At 33.9% G+C, this 18,087-nt stretch carries 11 protein-coding genes and 1 tRNA gene; 5 read left to right on the top strand and 7 right to left on the bottom strand.

Annotated elements, in window-relative coordinates; all coding sequences use genetic code 11:
• Positions 1-57 precede the first annotated feature (57 nt).
• The 3 genes from H599_RS0102295 to H599_RS0102285 are packed head-to-tail and all read right to left on the bottom strand — an operon-like array spanning position 58 to position 3,578.
• A complete protein-coding gene (locus H599_RS0102295) occupies positions 58-1,068 on the bottom strand; it encodes a 4-hydroxyproline epimerase (RefSeq protein WP_026712627.1) in 1,011 nt (336 codons plus the stop codon).
• 3 nt (positions 1,069-1,071) lie between these two features.
• Positions 1,072-2,640 (bottom strand): aldehyde dehydrogenase (NADP(+)), encoded by a 1,569-nt coding sequence (locus tag H599_RS0102290; RefSeq protein WP_026712626.1) that lies wholly within the window; start codon positions 2,638-2,640, stop codon positions 1,072-1,074.
• A gap of 23 nt (positions 2,641-2,663) precedes the next feature.
• Positions 2,664-3,578, bottom strand: coding sequence for a dihydrodipicolinate synthase family protein (locus H599_RS0102285; RefSeq protein ID WP_026712625.1), 915 nt, complete (start codon positions 3,576-3,578; stop codon positions 2,664-2,666).
• A gap of 141 nt (positions 3,579-3,719) precedes the next feature.
• Here H599_RS0102285 and H599_RS0102280 point away from each other — a divergent pair, with 141 nt between their 5' ends.
• The 3 genes from H599_RS0102280 (at position 3,720) to H599_RS21120 (ending at position 5,951) form a co-directional block, all read left to right on the top strand.
• A complete protein-coding gene (locus tag H599_RS0102280) occupies positions 3,720-4,562 on the top strand; it encodes an AraC family transcriptional regulator (RefSeq protein WP_026712624.1) in 843 nt (280 codons plus the stop codon).
• Between the two features lie 171 nt (positions 4,563-4,733).
• Entirely contained in the window at positions 4,734-5,357 is a 624-nt protein-coding gene (locus H599_RS21125) for a hypothetical protein (protein WP_245600475.1), read from the top strand.
• Positions 5,358-5,366: 9 nt separating this feature from the next.
• On the top strand, positions 5,367-5,951 hold the full coding sequence (locus H599_RS21120; RefSeq protein ID WP_245600474.1) for a transposase: 585 nt from the start codon (positions 5,367-5,369) through the stop codon (positions 5,949-5,951).
• Between the two features lie 57 nt (positions 5,952-6,008).
• Here H599_RS21120 and H599_RS0102270 read toward each other — a convergent pair whose 3' ends face one another.
• From H599_RS0102270 to H599_RS0102260, 3 genes are all read right to left on the bottom strand, one after another.
• Positions 6,009-8,408, bottom strand: a complete 2,400-nt coding sequence (locus H599_RS0102270) for a glycoside hydrolase family 127 protein (RefSeq protein ID WP_026712623.1) — start codon at positions 8,406-8,408, stop codon at positions 6,009-6,011.
• Positions 8,409-8,504: 96 nt separating this feature from the next.
• A complete protein-coding gene (locus tag H599_RS0102265) occupies positions 8,505-9,965 on the bottom strand; it encodes a RagB/SusD family nutrient uptake outer membrane protein (protein ID WP_211253732.1) in 1,461 nt (486 codons plus the stop codon).
• Between the two features lie 154 nt (positions 9,966-10,119).
• A complete protein-coding gene (locus tag H599_RS0102260; protein WP_026712621.1) occupies positions 10,120-13,116 on the bottom strand; it encodes a SusC/RagA family TonB-linked outer membrane protein in 2,997 nt (998 codons plus the stop codon).
• Positions 13,117-13,582: 466 nt separating this feature from the next.
• On the opposite strand from H599_RS0102260, the gene H599_RS0102255 reads away from it, so the two are divergent.
• Complete coding sequence (locus H599_RS0102255) at positions 13,583-14,407, top strand: universal stress protein (protein WP_026712620.1); 825 nt, start codon at positions 13,583-13,585, stop codon at positions 14,405-14,407.
• 51 nt (positions 14,408-14,458) lie between these two features.
• On the opposite strand, the gene H599_RS0102250 is transcribed toward H599_RS0102255, so the two are convergent.
• Positions 14,459-14,529, bottom strand: a tRNA-Gln gene (locus H599_RS0102250).
• Positions 14,530-14,768: 239 nt separating this feature from the next.
• On the opposite strand from H599_RS0102250, the gene H599_RS0102240 reads away from it, so the two are divergent.
• A complete protein-coding gene (locus H599_RS0102240) occupies positions 14,769-18,047 on the top strand; it encodes a glycosyltransferase family 117 protein (protein ID WP_026712619.1) in 3,279 nt (1,092 codons plus the stop codon).
• The last annotated feature ends 40 nt before the right edge of the window (positions 18,048-18,087 follow it).

The raw sequence follows: 18,087 nt of genomic DNA, 5'->3' as shown, positions 1-18,087 counted from the left end.
TGGCACGAAGCATTTACAACACACCAATGATTTTTTTTAAATAATCATTAACCAAAATTAAATCACCTGAAAACCAAACGCATAAGGATCATCTTCATCATCAATAATGATGTTATTGTATCCATACACTTTTGCCCATCCCTGAATACTTGGAACAATGGCTTTAATATCTCCGATAGAAGTTTCTTCTTCTACCCTTCCAATAAATTTACTTCCAATATAACTTTCGTGTATAAAATCTCCTCCTTTTTTTAATTTCCCTTTGGCGTGAAGCTGTGCTATTCTTGCAGAAGTTCCAGTTCCGCAAGGAGATCTGTCAATGGCTTTATCTCCATAAAAAACAGCATTTCTGCCAGAAGAAGTTGGATCGATAGGATCACCTGTCCAAAGCATATGCGTCACATCCCTGATGGTATCATTTTCGGGATGAATAAACATATTTGGGTATTTTTCATTAATTCTTTTTCGAACTTCCTGACTGTATTGCACAATTTTAGAAGCTGTAAAGTCCTGAACTCCGGAAAAATGTTGCTGTGGGTCTACAATAGCATAATAATTTCCACCATAGGCTACGTCAAAAACAATTTCCCCTAACTCCGGGCAATCCACCGTAAGTCCTTCGGCTGCTAAATAGGATTTGACATTCGTTAATCGAACCCAATCTACTTTTTTACCCGTTTGTTGGTATTCAATTTGAACCAAACCTGCCGGAGCTTCCATTTTTATTTTTCCTGGAATTTTTGGAGTCACTAAACCTTCTTCAATAGCAATGGTAATAGTCCCAATCGTCCCATGTCCGCACATAGGCAAACAACCTGAAGTTTCTATAAATAGGATACCAAAATCATTTTCCGGATTACTTGGTGGATACAAAATACTTCCACTCATCATGTCATGTCCGCGAGGTTCAAACATGAGTCCTTTTCTAATCCAATCGTATTCTTTTAGAAAATGCTGGCGTTTTTCACTCATATTGACTCCCACTAGATTAGGGCCTCCACCAGCTACCACTCGTACCGGGTTTCCACAAGTATGAGCATCTACACAAAAAAATGTTTTTCTTGGCATATTTTAAATACTATCCTTAGTTATTACATCATTCAACGTTCTGGTAATCGATAAAGGATTTTCATTTTTTAAAGCATCAGGAAGCATCTCGTTTGGCCAGCCCTGAAATGACACTGGACGCACCCATCTTTTTACAGCAGTAATCCCTACCGAAGTAAACTTACTATCTGAAGTTGAGGGATAAGGACCTCCGTGAGTCATTGCTGAACAAACCTCAACACCTGTTGGTACACTATTAAAAATTAATCGCCCAACTTTATTTTTAAGAGTATCAATTGTGGTTTTAAAACTTTCTAATTCAGTAACATCTGCATTAAGAATCGTACCTGTCAATTGTCCTTCTATAGTAGCAATAATAGTATCCAATTGTTCTTGCGACTCACATTTAACTACTACCGAAAAAGGGCCAAAAACTTCATTATGAAAAGCTTTGTTTTTCAAAAACAATTCTCCTGACACTAAAATTAGATTCTGCAAAGCAAAATTCTCTTTTACTTTGGTATCTAAGTTAGTTAATTGGTTATATCCTTCTTGAGCTAAAACTTCCTTTTTATGAGATTCGTATGCTGCTTTAATGTTTGGGTGCAACATACAACTCGGTTGAATAGCGTTAAGTTCTGATGCTAAATTAGTTGCAAAATCATCAAATTCTTTGCTTGCAATTCCTAAAATAAGTCCTGGATTGGTACAAAATTGCCCAGTTCCCATAGTGATAGCCGCTGCATATTTTTGAGTCCATTCTTTGTTTGCTTTTTGCAACACCGAAGGTAAAACGACCACCGGATTAATACTAGACATTTCTGCATAAACAGGAATAGGTATTTCACGCTTAGCTGCAATTTCACAAAGAGCGGTTCCTCCTTTAATACTTCCAGTAAAACCTACAGCTTTTATAGCAGGATGTTCCACTAGTTTTACTCCAACAGCGATTCCGCTGCTATTTAAATTTGAAAAAACACCATCTGGCATTCCAGTTTTTTGAGCTGCTTTGATAATTGCCGAAGCTACCATCTCTCCAGTTCCAGCATGAAGCGGATGCGACTTTACAATAACAGGACATCCAGCAGCAAGCGCACTTGCTGTATCACCACCAGCTGTTGAAAAAGCAAGCGGAAAATTACTGGCACCAAAAACCACTACAGGCCCAATAGGGATTAACATTCTTCGAATATCTACTGTATCACCAACTTTATTAATGATAGCTTCCACCCATGATCCCTCTCTAAGCATTGTAGCAAAGGCTTTCAACTGACCCATTGTCCTGGCTCTTTCACCTGTAGCTCTTCCCGAAGGCAGCCCTGATTCTTTAGTATATATTTGCAATAAATCATCACCAAGAGCTTCTATTTCATCTACAATTGCTTCTAAAAAGTCAGCTTTTTTAGCATCAGAAATGCTACTGTATTCTTGGAATGCTTTTGATGCTAATGCAGTCGCTTCATTAATTTCTGCATCCGTTGCTTCAACAAAAAGCGATTCATTTTCTACATTCTCTACTGGATCTATTGTTCTAAATTTGATATCTCCTTTGGCGGAAAGTGAATTTCCAATATAATTTTTTCCAGTAATCATAAACTTGTTTTTATTTTTATTGATTATATATTCAAATAATCAGGTAATACAGGTCTTGTTTTTAACGCATTTTCAATAATTGCAATAACACGAGCTCTTTCATCTCCTTGCAAAGGCAATCTTGGTGCACGTACAAATTCAGTTCCTAAATTAGTATAAACTTCTGCTAATTTAATATTCTGAACTAACAATGAATTAATATCTAATTCTAATAAAGGTAAGAACCATCTGTAGATTGCTAATGCTTCATCGTATCTCTTTGCTTTAGCTAACTTATAAATAGCTACTGTTTCTCTTGGAAATGCATCTACTAAACCAGAAACCCATCCATCACCTCCCATAAATAGACTTTCTAAAGCTAATGTATCAACCCCAGATAAAATTTTAAGACGAGAACCAAAACGATTAATAATTCTTGTTACATTAGAAATATCTCTGGTAGATTCTTTAACTGCCTGAATATTATCAAACTTCAGCATTTCTTCAAACATATCCAAAGTCACTTCAATCTTATAATCCACTGGATTATTATAAATCATAATTGGCAAAGAAGTATTTTTTGCCACTTCAGAAAAATAAGTTACTGTTTCGTGACTTGTAGCATTATATCGCATTGGAGGTAACATCATAAGTCCTATGGCTCCATCTTGTTCTGCTTTATTTGCTGCAATAATTGCCGCACGTGTTGTTTGCTCAGCAATATTCATAATCACAGGAATTTTACCATCTACCAATTTTACAGTTTCTCTAACTAACTGCGTTTTTTCTTCTTCTAAAAGTGTACTTGCTTCCCCAAGGGTTCCTCCCAAAATAATACCGCTCACTCCTGCGTCGATCTGTTCGTTTAGATTAACTTCAAACATGTTGAAATCTAATTTATCATCAGCAGTAAACTTAGTTGTAACTGCCGGCATAACTCCTGACCAATTTACTTTCATAATATATTCGTTTTTTAACAAAAATAAAGCTAATTATATGGTTCAACTTAGAGATTGTTAACCTTTATTAATACTATATTACCATTAATATTGCATAATTATTTTTTTTTGTTAATATTTACATAACTAAAAACTAATCCATTGAAAGTCCTCCCTTTTAAAATACCCAAACCCGAAAAAGAAGCACTAATATATCAAGAAGATATTGGAGTCGTTTTTTACGATCAACTGCATCAACATGAAGAAATTCAGATTAGTTATATTGTCAAAGGACGTGGCACATTAATTATTGGTGATTCAATTAATGATTATAAAGAAGATGATATTTTAGTTATTGGTGAAAACATCCCTCATGTTTTTAGAACAGATCGAAATTCTTCTTCTTCGTCAGAAATGCTTACTTTGTTTTTTACCAAAAATTCATTTGGTAAAGATTTCTTTAACTTAACCGACATGAGTAATATTGATGATTTTTTTAAAAAATCTGAATACGGAATGAAAGTCTTATCCAAAAAAGAAAAAATAAGCATCTTATTTTTTAAATTAAGTAGGCAAAATAAAATCCAACGAATTTCTTCCCTTTTAAAAATTCTTAATCTTATCATTTTTGCCGAAACTAGCCCTCTTTCTTCATTTGTAAACAGAAAAAAATACACTGAAGACGAAGGCCGACGCATGAATGATGTTTTTGATTATGCAATCAGTTCGTTTAATGAAGTAATCACACTTGAAGAAGTAGCTGAAAAAGCTAATATGACCAAAAATGCTTTTTGTAGGTATTTCAAAAAACGAACAAACAAAACTTTTTTTCAATTTTTAATCGAAATCCGAATAGAAAATGCCTGTAAAATGCTTCACCACAATAAAGACTTATCTATATCTACCATTTCAGAATTATCCGGATTTCAGGACATTGCTAATTTTAATCGAAAATTCAAAGAATTAAAAGGCATTTCTCCTTCACAATTTAGAGCTCAGTTTTAAATAATAACAAAAAAAAGAGGGGAAATCCCTAGTCATGGTCGGAAGATTATTCTTCCGACTTTTTTTTGTTTTATAAGTCACATAAATCAATAATTCGATCCATATTTTTATGTATTTCTATTGTTTAAATGAATGAAATCTCTTATATTTACAGTTGTAAATATAGATATAATGAGTACTTTTAGAGATCACAAAATTTCACTTAAACAGATTTTAGAGTTTATACCTGAGGCTCTTTTATGCCATCTTTCGGCAACTACTAAGGTAGATTATTATAGTAAGGTTCTTCATGGTAGAAAAATGTTTTACCTGCTTTTGTTTTCTATTTTCGACAATGAAAAATTAAGCCAGAGAACTTTAGAAGATACTTTTAACAGTAGTGGATTCAAAGCTTTGTTTGGTTTAGGAGAAGAAGAAAAAGTAAGACGTAGTTCAATTTCAGAACGGCTTTCGAATATCGATGCTAATTATTTCAAAGAAATATATGAGCAGATGTATGGACAATTTTCTAATCTTTATGATAAATCAGAAATAGAGAAGTACAACTTAATCCGTGTAGACAGTACCATTGTTGCAGATGCCTGTGTGAAACTCAAAGAAGGAATCGATCAAAAAAGAGGAAAAAAGCTGGTGAAATTTAGTTTTTCTTTTGATGGTATTTTGCCTTCTGGTGTCGAAGTTTTTACCGCACAGAAATATTCTTCAGAAGAATCGGCTCTTCCTGAAGCTATTTTGAAACAAGTAAAAAAAGACCAACATCACGGTAATATTTATGTTATTGACCGAGGACTTTAATCCACACGGATGATGAAAGATTTTGAAGAGAAATCAGTAAAATTCATTATCCGCGCAAAAGAAAACCGCAAATTTGAAGAAATAGAATCTTTTCTTATTTCATCAAGTCTTAAAAAATGGGGTGATTGGGAAATAATAAAAGATTCTAAAGTAAAACTTTACACCGGAAAACCTATTGAAAACAAACGAGGTAACCTACATTTTCGACAAGAAAAAGTAGAAACAAAATTTCGTTTAGTGGTCATAAAAAATGAAAAAACAAACAAAGAATTTTGGTTTCTAACTAATGAATTCGAACTTACTGCCAAAGAAATTGCAGATTATTATCGTAAAAGATGGGATATAGAAGTGTTTTTTAGATTCCTAAAACAAGAACTAAACCTCAGTCATTTGGTTTCTCTCAATAAAAACGGTATCCAGGTTATGGTGTATATGACAATGATAGCCGCTATGCTACTTTTAATTTATAAAAAAGCAAATAATTTAGGCTACAAAACTGCTAAAAGAAGAATCGCAATGGAGCTTAGAGATATGATTACAGCTATTTTGATAATATTCGCAGGTGGAAATCCTGATAAAGTATTTAAAACATAAAAAAAATGGCCGGAATTTCTTCCGACCATGGCTACTTATTCGCCTCTTTTTTTTTTACTATTCTATACTCCATTCAAAAATTCCTGCTGCATTTTTCTCTGCGAGTTTGACTTCAAGTTTCATCGCTTTGGTGGTTACAGGGTTAAAAACAACTTCATTTCCAAAACCTTTTTCAACACCATAAACCGAACTATTCTCAACGGGTTTCCATGCTCCAGAATTGTCTTTGTAATACAATACCCAACTTTGTGGCACCTGACAACCTCCCCAAGGTTTATCATCGTACCAATAAACTGTAGAACGACTAATTGTTCTTTCAGAATTAAAATCATACGAAATCCATTCGGTTGTTCCTTCCTTTGGCCACCAATGATAATAAGGCAAAGCACGATCTTTATCTTCTTTAGGCACAATACCATCATTAATTGCTGCAATTGATTTTACATTATGCGAAGCATTTATTTCACTTTCTGAAGCTATAGTAGGAGGCATTGAAGGTCTTGTTGCATTCAATTCAACAGGCAACCAAACTGCCATATCGCCACTTCCTCTGTGTGCCCATGCATAATAAGGAATCAAATTTAACTGAACATCTTTAGCAATCAATTTACCATTATCATCGTAACTTAATGTTTGTGCTTGTGTTTGAATTTCATTAATTCCCGAAAGCAAATCTTTTTTAAACTCTACATTGAATAATGGTTTCTTGTTCATGATAACACTAAAAATGCTAAAATCATTATCTGGCCACTCAGCACAATAAACAATAGGCCCACGTTCAACAGCAATTTTTCCTCGATCTGCTTCTACTGCCTGATTTGCTTTTACGGTTCTGGTTTCCATATCAAAATGAATATCAACTTGATCTCCTTTTTTCCAAATGCGTTGAATACTAAAATAACCTTTTTCTATTTTACTATTCACCAACTTACCATTTACTTTTATCGTATAATTTAATGATTTCTTATCAGCATAACTATATAAATTACTGGAAACTACGTTATTTTGTACCCATCCTGGAACACGTATCTTTAGATTAAAATCTTGCTTTGTCTTTGGAGCAATTTCCAAAGTCACATCGCCAACCCAAGGATATCTTGTAACTTGTTTAATATTTACTATTTTTCCATTCACATTAATATCAGAATGATTCGCCATAAAAAGATTTACATACAAATCATTATCATGTACAGCATAAATATATCCCGGTACCGAAGGAATAAACCGACAAATATTTGACGGACAACAAGCACAACCAAACCAAGCCTGACGTTGATGTTGCCCATTAGATTCTAAAGGATTCGGATAGAAAAAACCACCACCATCTAAAGAAACGCCCGAGATAAGGCCATTATAAAGGGTACGTTCCAAAACATCATAATATTTGGCATCTCCATGCAATAAAAACAATCTATGATTAAGATATACATTACCAATTGCTGCACAAGTTTCACAATATGCTGACATATTAGGCAAATCATAGTTTGCACCAAAAGCCTCTCCACTACCAGTAGCTCCTATTCCTCCTGTTATATATAATTTCTTGCTTACAATATTATTCCAAATATGATTAATGGCATCAATATACTCTTTATCTCCTGAAAGTGCTGCAACATCAGCCATACCTGAATACATATAAGCTGCACGAACAGCATGTCCTACTGCCTCTTCCTGTTTTAAAACCGGTAAATGAGATTGAGAATATTCACTTTTGAATGTCGTTTTTCCTCTTTTATCTAATAATAATTTAGCAAAATCAAGATACTTCTTTTGACCTGTAAAAATATATAATTTCGAAAGGGCCATTTCGGCAATTTGATGCCCAGGAACCACCATCGTTTGCCCAGGCTTATCCCCTACTTCTCGTATTGCACAATCAGCAAATTTAATTGCTATATCTAGAAAATTTTTCTTACCTGTAGCCTGGTAGTGAGCAATTGCTCCTTCAACCATATGACCAAGATTGTACAATTCATGACTTAAATTTTCTTCTTTTTCCCAACGTTTACTCCCTACCCATTCATGTGTATGTTTAGGATTCATGGTTCTAAAAGTATATAGATACCCATCAGGCTCTTGTGCTTTTGCCACAATCGTCAATACACTGTCTATATACCTGTCTAATTTAGGATTAGGAAATGTTTGCATTGAATAACTAGCACCTTCGATTGTCTTGTATACATCGGTATCATCAAATGTAAACCCTTCAACTTTATTAGATTCACTTGGATGAGCTGCCATTTGAAAATTTTTATATCTTCCCGTTTCTTCGCATTTACTAAATGCTAACGGAATTGTCACTTCACGGCTTGCTTGTAAACGTTGACCCCAAAAAGCATCATTAACTTTTACTGAAGTAAAAGGAACCGGAGAAATTGGATAACCTACTTTGTCTTTTTTTTGTGCTTGAAGAGTTAAACAACTACACAATAAAAGACTTAAAAACACTTTATTCATACATTAGGATTTTAAACAAAATAGTTATCGAAATTAAAAGCCAAAGACAGAAAACCCCTCTTTGGCTTTTACAATAAAAACTTTTAAACCAATAACTTAACTACCATAACCGGTATTTTGTTTCAATTTAGAATTAGTTTCCATTATCGACTGAGGTATTGGAAAAATCTTTCGATAATCACCATTAGGTTTATGTGAAAACCAAGATTTTGTAGTATAGACACCAAAACGAATTAAGTCTTGTTTTCTATGATGTTCTCCTACAAATTCCCAAGCTAATTCATCCAAAAACCCTCCATATAAAATATCGGCACCACCTTCAAATTTTGTAATATTTCCATAAGAATACTCTCCATATTTATAGACACTGCCTCCTAATAATTTAGCACCAGTTACCGTAGCCTTAATTGGATTAGTTTTAAAAGACCTAGCCCTTACTTGACTAACAATAGTAGCTGCTCCTGCAACATCTCCCATTCTTAACAAGCATTCTGCTTTAATCATTAATGCATCTGTTAATCTATAAAAAGGAACATCATTAGATAAACTCGAAGCTGTACCTGAGCCAATTTCGTATTTTATACATCTATATCCTTCATTATATACCGTACCATCTACTTCTGACATATAATTGGTATAATTTAATTGAATATTATTAAACATTAATGGATTTCCTGAACTATCATATTGTAAACCTCCTAACCAAGTATCCTTTAATCTTACATCATCGACATCATAAGTATCGATAAACTGTGGAATCGCTGCACTTCCTCCCCATGGTGAACCAGCCATATTAAATGTAGCCTGACTTGCAGGATGTAAAGTTTTAAATGGGTAATAAGAGCCCCCAGCATACTTTTCGTCATAAGGAATTGATAAAATTTCTTCTGATGATCCTTCATTTTTAATCTTAAAAGAATCAGAATAATTTGCTGTTAATTCAAATTTATTGCTGGAAATAATATCATTAACTTGTTCTAAAGCCTTATCCCATTTTGGTGTATTCAAATAAACCCCAGAATTCAAATATAATTTAGCCAAAGTCATCTTTGCTGCCCATTTTGTAACCCTTCCATATGTTTTAGAGTTATTATCCTCACTCAATGAAGGTAAAGCTGTAAGCAATTCATTCTCTATAAAATTATAAGTTTCTTGAGATGTACTTTGAGTAGGTAGAAAACCTACTGGCGTAACAAAATCTGTTACAATAGGAATATTTCTAAAGTTATCATACAATAAATAATAATAAATAGCCCTTAACGCTTTCAATTCCTGAACACTACTTTTTTGGACAGAAGCTTCAAGACCATCTAAATTCTCAACCTGATACAACGCCCTATTACACTCATTAACAGCGGTATAAAGATAATACCAATTCCCTTCCGCATGACCTAAATCTGGCCCCCAGGTATGCTTATGCATTGTTATATACAAATCTCCCCAACCTATACCTATACGAAAAGGAGTTACAATTAAGTCTGAAGATTCTTCATAAAGATCAAACAATCCATTCCATCCCCAATAAACCGTACGAAATGAAGCATAAGCAGGCGCCATAATGTTAGTTAAATCTTCAGCTTTTAATTGAGTATCTTCTGCCGAAATTTTATCATAAAGAGTTTCATCTAAATTTGTACAACCTATCCCTAAAAAAACGATAGATATAACAAAAAGTCTACATATTATATTATTTTTTTTCATGAGATTATCTTTAAAAAGTTAAATTAATTCCTAGTGTAAATGTACGAATTGTAGGAAACTTATCTCTATCATCATTTCCTGGAGTTATTGCCTCGCTAGTTACCTCAGGATCTTGACCTTTATATCCTGTTATAGTAGCAATATTTGAACCTGATGCATAAATTTTTGCTGAATTAATAAATTTTAATTTCTTAACATCAAGATTATAAGCCAATGTAACATTGTCTAACTTTACATAATCACCTTTTTCAACATAATAACTTACAAATGTCTGATCATATGTCAATAAAGATTTACCATAAACTAAATCATAAGCTGAATCTAATTTATTATATACAGCTTTTGGAACCTCATAAAACATCCTTTGCTGATTTATTATTTGAAAATCAAAAGATCCAATAAGCGCTACATTCAAATCAAATTGCTTATACTTAAAAGTATTAGCCCATCCTACATTATAGGCAGGTCTACCGTTACCTAAATATTGTTTATTCTCATCAGTATACAAATTAGGTTCAAGTGTTTTTCTTGTCCCGTCCTTTGTCTCTATTATCCAAGTACCCCCATCAGTAATATCGACTGTTTTCAATCCCCAAATATTTCCTACAGGCTGACCTACTTCTAATCGGTGAGTACTCATTGATATTGGATCACCAACTCCACCTGTATTGATATAATCACCATCGATTTCATACAAATCATTTGACAAACTCAATAATTTATTTTTATTATACGCAAATGTCAAGTTAGAATCCCAAGAAAAATTTGATAGCTTTATTGGATTTACATTTAAAAGAACTTCTATACCTTTATTTTCCAATTTACCTACGTTTGCTAATGTACTACCATATAAATTGGGAGGTGTAGGAACACTATAATCCCATAATAAATCTTTAGTTTGCTTATTATAAACATCAACACTACCGCTGATACGATTTTTTAAAAACGAAAAGTCCAAACCAATATTAAACTCACTTGATTTTTCCCATTTCAAATCAGGGTTTGGATTACTTGCAGGAACTAAGCCCTGAACCCATTTACCATCGCTATATATATCTCCCGCATAGTTATAAAGTGTTTGCGATAGATATGATGCTCCAGGAGTAATCCCGGTAACACCAAAACCTGATCTCAATTTTAGGTTATCAATAAATGATAAATCCTTCATAAAAGACTCGTTGCTAATTGTCCATCCAGCAGATACAGAAGGAAAAGTTCCCCATTTATTATTTTTACCAAATTTAGAAGACCCCTCTTGTCTCAAACTCATCAAGATGTTATACTTATTATCGTAACCATAACTTACCCTACCAAAGAAACCTATCAATTTCTCATCATTTTTATAACTCCCCACTAAACCTCTTTGCCCCTCAATAACTTTTCGACCAGCTCCTAAATTATTATACGAAAATGCATCTGTAGGAAAATCTGAATTATTTGCATTAAATCCCTCTCTGACAATATATTGATAACTATATCCTGCTAAAGCAGAAACTCTATGCTTATCAAGTTTCTCACTATATTTTGTAGTAAATTCAAGTAGATCTGTTTTATCATTATAAGTTGAACGAGAAGCATATCCATTTCTATTATCTCTAGTATTTGAAATATGCTGCTTACTTTCAGCATAGCCGTTCAATCCCATACTTCTCAGCGTAGACAAATTCAAACTTGTATCCCAACCAGGAAGTAATGTAAGTGTAGTATTTCCTGTTAGTCTCATCCACTTATTTTGATTTAAGCTTTCAGTTTCTTCAATTAAAGCCAGTGGATTTTCATATTGAAATATACTTCTTTCTTGCCAAGTACCATCTTCCTTTTTTACTCTATCTGTTGGATTTCTTATTAATGCCTGTCTATAAACTCTTGGGTTAAATGCTGCATTAATATTTTGAATCCCATTAACCAAATTTAAATTTACTTTCAACTTGTCATTAAACATAAAATGATTAACATCAAGAGATATTTTAAATTCATTATTATCCGAACCCTTAAAAACCCCCTCTTGTTCCATATAACTAACACTTGCAACATAATTTGATTTCACATTTCCTCCTTTCATTCCAATCGTATGATTTTGAGTAAATGCTTTTCTTGTTATTTCACCAAGCCAATCAGTATCGAATCCTAAATCTGCGTTTAAAGAATTCTTTACAATCAAAGGAAATGTATTATTTTCCCTAAGCTCTCTAAGTTGTCCAGCATCAAGAAAATTAGCTTTTTTCCCAAAAGAAGAAAAAGCAGTATAATGAGAGTAGGTTATAGTAGTTGGAACATCTCTACCTACCGTTTTAGTAGTTATTAATATAACTCCATTTGCCCCTCTAGTACCATAAATTGCTGCCGCTGAAGCATCTTTAAGTACATCTATAGACTCAATATCTTCTGGCGCAATACTATCAAATCCACCGGGAACACCATTGATTAACACTAAGGGAGCAGTATTTCCTTGTAAAGAAGCCACTCCTCGTAATGAAACACTCGAAGAAGCAGAGGGATCACCAGATCCATTTGTAATACTCAAACCAGCAACTTTACCCCTTATAAGTTCAGAAGCATTCCTGACAGATCCAGCTGCAAAATTTTTTGATTTTACCGTTGCAATTGAACTGGTCACATCTCCTTTCTTTTGAGTTCCATAACCTATCACAACTACTTCTGATAAGTCACTCACAGCATCTTTCATTACGACATTTACAATTGATCTACCATCAACTGCAATTTCTTTCGTTTCCTGACCAACATAAGAAAAAATTAATGTAGGATGACTTGTCATGGAAATAATTTCGTAATTCCCATCAAGATCTGACACCACCGAATTTTTTGTTCCTTTTTCCATTACTGTAACACCAGGTATTGGAAAATCAGCACCATCTTTAATTGTCCCTTTTATTCTCTGCTGAGAAAAAGAAGAAAAAAAGACAAAGATAAAAATCAATGTCCATAATTTCTTCCCAAAAAAAGAACTTTTCTTTATTAGCTCAAAGTAATAAATGAATTGTTTCATAATTTAACATTTTAATTTAAAAATTAATTATTGGTAATAAGTTCAGCATATAATTGTAAAATTATGTTAAAAGAACACTTCCTTAGAAAGTATATATTAACACATAATAAGATTATATTATCCTCTTTTTAACATAACAACTGCTATTTAAGTTAAAACCTTTAAATAAGAAACAAAAACAACTACTATAGAAAACATTGAATGAAGAAATAAAACAACTAGATTTAAAATAATTCAAAATCTAATTAGCAAAAGAAACGCCGGAAAACAAAACATCCCAACTTATAACACAACCTAAAAAAACCGAGTTTCTCCAGAAAACAACTCAGGAAAGACATTAACATTTTTTGGATTAACAGACTTACAATTAAACTTTTAAACTTTAACAATTGATTACTGTAAAATTATTCCTTACCTTTAGTACTGCAACCAAATAATTTCAAAACTACCTCCCAAAATCAAAACTATGAAACGAATCTTAGTCCCTACCGACTTCTCCAGCCGAGCCGATAACGCGCTGAAATTAGCCGCACAGCTCGCCCGAAACAACGATTTTGAAATTCATCTTTTACACATGCTGGAAATTCCCAGCCAAATGAATGATGCTATTACCGGCGCTACCCCAATACCGGAAATCATGCTTTTTATCCAAAAAGCAAAAGAAACTATGCAACTAGCCAAAGAGAGAGACTTCCTCAAAAACATTACCGTTATAGATTCTATCAAATTAGAAAAAGCCACTCAAGGCATTCTCTCCTACAGCAAAGAACACCAAATTGATTTAATCATTATGGGATCTAACGGTGCTTCGGGACTAACAGAAATTATTATTGGTTCTAATACCGAAAAAGTAGTACGCCTGTCAACAGCACCCGTCATGGTTATTAAAGAAGAAATCGACTCCTTCTCTCCAAAAAATATTGTTTTTGCTTCCGATTTCTCAGAAGAAATCAAAAAACCTTTTCACAAAATACTGGATTTTACCAAAAAATTTGAAGCCAAACTCAACCTAACCATGATTTGCACTCCAAACAGCTTCAAAACTACAGCCCTGGTCAACAAAATAATGAATGATTTCACTAAAGAATTCGATATACAAAACTACGAAACCCACATTTACAACGACACCAACATCGAAAAAGGAATTATACATTTCTCCAATGAAATCAAAGCCGATTTAATCGCTCTTTGCACTCACGGACGCACCGGACTTTCTCATTTTTTTACCGGAAGCATTAGCGAAGATTTAGCTAATCACGTAAACAAACCACTTATTGTTTTTAAAATATAAATGCAAAATTTACCGCATAAAAAAAGTCCCGATTAAATCGGGACTTTTTTGTTGGTCCACTAGGACTCGAACCTAGAAAGACGGCACCAAAAACCGTAGTGTTACCATTACACCATGGACCATTCCATGTTTGCCTTACATCACTATTGTTTTGTTTAGCGAGTGCAAATTTAGAGCATTTTTTAGTTTCCGCAAATTTTTTTTTGATTTTTTTTGAAAAATTTTTTCAAAAACCCAAAAGCATTTCACAATCAAGACTTTAAAAAAACCATGCTTTTGCAGAAAATTTTGTTAATGCCTATATCCTTAAATAAAAAAACATTTTCTTTGTAACTCGAAAAAATTAACTAAAATTTACTACATGAATAAGGAGACTTTCAATTTCAAAAAGTGGAATACTATTATCGGATGGATTGCATTTGGAATCGCTTTAATAACCTATTCTCTTACCGTTGAGCCGACAATGAGCTTTTGGGACTGTGGGGAATACATTGCCACAGCTGCAAAACTGGAAGTAGGTCATCCGCCCGGAGCTCCTTTGTTCCAAATGATTGGTGCTTTCTTTGCCATGTTTGCTTCCGATGCCCAACATGTAGCTTTAATGGTTAATATGACTTCGGTATTTTCCAGTGCTTTTACTATTCTTTTCCTGTTTTGGTCTTCGACGATGATTTTGAGAAAAATCATTTCAAACTCAGAAGAACCTAACAAAAGCAACGATATTGTAATTTTAGGAAGCTCTCTTGTTGGTGCTCTTGCTTATACTTTTTCAGATAGTTTTTGGTTTAATGCCGCTGAAGCTGAAGTGTATGCCATGGCCTCCTTATTAATTGCCTTGCTTTTTTGGCTGGGCTTACGCTGGGAACAGGACATGGACAAACCCAGAGGAAACAAATGGCTTTTAATCATTTCCTTAATTGTCGGACTTTCGTTTGGTGTACACTTCATGGCTTTACTTACCATTCCGGCTATAGGATTTTTATATTATTTCAAGCACTACAAAACAGTAACGATTAAAAACTTCATTATCGCTAATATCGTTGTCGTTTCCATATTATTATTCATTTTTAAATTATTACTTCCGCTAACGATGGCTTTTTTTGCCAAAGCAGAGGTTTTTGCTGTTAACAGTCTCGGCATGCCTTTTAACTCAGGTACTATTATTGCCGTTTTAGCAGTGGTTGCTGCTTTTTACTTTGGATTAAAATACACTAAAGACAAAGGTTTAGTTACTTACAACACTCTTATACTTTGTATTTTATTTATCTTAATCGGATTCTCAACCTGGTTAATGCTTCCTATTCGTGCCAATGCCAATGTGAATATTAACGAAAACAAGCCATCGGATGCCCGAGAAGTTTTAGCCTATTACAACAGGGAACAATATGGTTCAAACCCATTATTTTACGGTCCTCAATATACCGAAACCTTTGCAGGATTAGATAAAGACACGCCTTATCTTGACAAAGCTCCCAACTATGAAAGAAACTACAAAACCGGTAAATATGAAATTGTAAACAATTACAAAAATGCCGAACAAAATAGTGATAATGCTCAAAAAGCAATCCTTCCAAGAATGTGGAGTACGGAACATATTGAAAATTACATCAACTTTACAAATCCACCCCAATTTAGTATCAATCCTAACTATCCTTATGAAAATGATTTAGCGCGTTACGGAATTGATGCCAGCAAATTATCTGAGGAAGATTACAACAGAGCCATTGCACAATTGAGAAACGAAGTTGAAAAAACCATTTCAGAATTCAGACAGGCTTACGCTCAAAAACAAATTGATAACGAAGGCTATGTAAAATTCCTTAAAACTTACAGCGACTACTTAATTATCGAAAAACCTACTACAGCCGATAACCTTAGCTTTATGGTGGAATACCAATTTGGCTACATGTACTGGAGGTATTTAATGTGGAACTTCGTTGGACGTCAAAGCGACAATCAGGGAAGATACGGTAACCAGGACGGAAACTGGCTAAGTGGTATTAATTTTATCGACACTTTACACCTGGGTTCTCAGGACAACCTGCCTGAAGATGCTTTAAACAACAAAGGACGAAATGTATATTACTTTATTCCTTTTATTTTAGGATTAATAGGTTTAATGTTTCATGCCCAAAAAAACCTAAAAAGCTTTTATGTTTTATTGGTATTATTTCTTTTCACAGGACTTGCATTAAAAATTTACCTGAACGAAAGACCTTTTGAGCCTAGAGAAAGAGACTACGCTTTAGTAGGTTCATTCTATGTTTTTGCAATTTGGATTGGATTAGGTGTTTATTCTTTATACGAAAGCGCTAAGAAATATGTCTCTCCAAAACTTATAGGCCCGGCAATTGTAGCTGCATCATTATTAGGTGCTCCTGTTATTATGGCTTCCCAAAATTGGGATGACCACGACCGTTCCGGAAAATATACAGCATTAGCAATGGCTAAAGCTTACTTAAGTTCCTGCGACCCAAACGCTATTTTATTTACTATTGGAGACAATGACACTTTCCCGCTTTGGTACGCTCAGGAAATTGAAGGCTACCGTACCGATATAAAAATCGTAAACACCAGCCTTTTCATGACCGATTGGTATATTGATCAAATGAAGAGAAAAACATACGAATCAGATCCGTTACCTATTTCGTTTACACACGATCAATATGTTGGAGATAAATTAGATTACGTTGTTAATATTCCAAAAATAAAAAGTCGTTGGAGCGTAAAAGGATTGATGGACTTTATCAAACATCCTAAATCGACTGTAGAAATGCAAAACGGACAAACCATCCATTTCTACCCAACTAATCAGGTTCGAATTCCGGTTGATAAAAACACCATTATCAAAAACAAAATCGTTGCAGCCAAAGACTACGACTCCATCGTTCCTTATATCGATATCGACATTAAAGGAGGTGCTTTATACAAAAACCGTTTGATGATGCTGGATTTAGTTGCCAATAACAACTGGAAACGGCCTATTTATTTCAGTGGAGGCGCTTTTGACGACGAAGAGTATCTTTGGATGAAAGATTACCTGCAATTGGACGGAATGGTTTACAAATTAGTCCCTGTTAAAACCACCATTCCTAAAGACGGAAATCCTATGGAAATGGGAAAAATTGATTCGGACAAAATGTATAATATTATCATGAGTTGGGATTGGGGTAACAGCGATGGCGACATTTACCACGATCCGGAAACCCGTCGTGAAAGTATTACTTACCGAACTAATCTTTCCCGATTAATGGATCAATTAATCAAAGAAGACAAAATTGAAAAAGCCAAAAAAGTGATTGAACTGGCTATGCAAAAAATGCCGGTAGATAAATTTGGTTATTATTCATTACTGGAGCCTTTTGCAAATGGATATTATAAAGTTAGCGAAACGCAAAAAGCGCATGAACTGTTGGATAAATTAGTAAGCAAATACAAAGAAAACCTAAATTACTACAGCAAAATGCCTGCTTCAGACCAATCAGATTTAGCAATAGATATTGTAACCGATATTGAGCGCTACAGAGCCTTATTGGAAGTAATGAAGAAAAACAACGACACGGATTTTTTCCAAAAACACCGAGCCGTATTCAACACTTATATTGATGTTTTCCACCGTTTTGGCAGAGACAAAGAATAAGTAAAACTCAAAAATCATAAAAAATGTAGCAATCCCAACA

This window comes from Flavobacterium daejeonense DSM 17708, from assembly GCF_000425425.1.
Taxonomy (GTDB): Bacteria; Bacteroidota; Bacteroidia; order Flavobacteriales; family Flavobacteriaceae; genus Flavobacterium; species Flavobacterium daejeonense.
The sequence above is the reverse complement of the archived record's forward strand: the minus strand, read 5'-3'. Positions and strand labels throughout refer to the sequence as shown.

Bases quoted from the DNA above. Each gene is read 5' to 3' on its own strand.
- H599_RS0102240 (WP_026712619.1), top strand. From the start codon at position 14,769: ATGAATAAGGAGACTTTCAATTTCAAAAAGTGGAATACTATTATCGGA.
- H599_RS0102285 (WP_026712625.1), bottom strand. From the start codon at position 3,578: ATGAAAGTAAATTGGTCAGGAGTTATGCCGGCAGTTACAACTAAGTTT.
- H599_RS21120 (WP_245600474.1), top strand. From the start codon at position 5,367: ATGATGAAAGATTTTGAAGAGAAATCAGTAAAATTCATTATCCGCGCA.
- H599_RS21125 (WP_245600475.1), top strand. From the start codon at position 4,734: ATGAGTACTTTTAGAGATCACAAAATTTCACTTAAACAGATTTTAGAG.
- H599_RS0102270 (WP_026712623.1), bottom strand. From the start codon at position 8,408: ATGAATAAAGTGTTTTTAAGTCTTTTATTGTGTAGTTGTTTAACTCTT.
- H599_RS0102260 (WP_026712621.1), bottom strand. From the start codon at position 13,116: ATGAAACAATTCATTTATTACTTTGAGCTAATAAAGAAAAGTTCTTTT.
- H599_RS0102295 (WP_026712627.1), bottom strand. From the start codon at position 1,068: ATGCCAAGAAAAACATTTTTTTGTGTAGATGCTCATACTTGTGGAAAC.
- H599_RS0102255 (WP_026712620.1), top strand. From the start codon at position 13,583: ATGAAACGAATCTTAGTCCCTACCGACTTCTCCAGCCGAGCCGATAAC.
- H599_RS0102290 (WP_026712626.1), bottom strand. From the start codon at position 2,640: ATGATTACTGGAAAAAATTATATTGGAAATTCACTTTCCGCCAAAGGA.
- H599_RS0102265 (WP_211253732.1), bottom strand. From the start codon at position 9,965: ATGGCGCCTGCTTATGCTTCATTTCGTACGGTTTATTGGGGATGGAAT.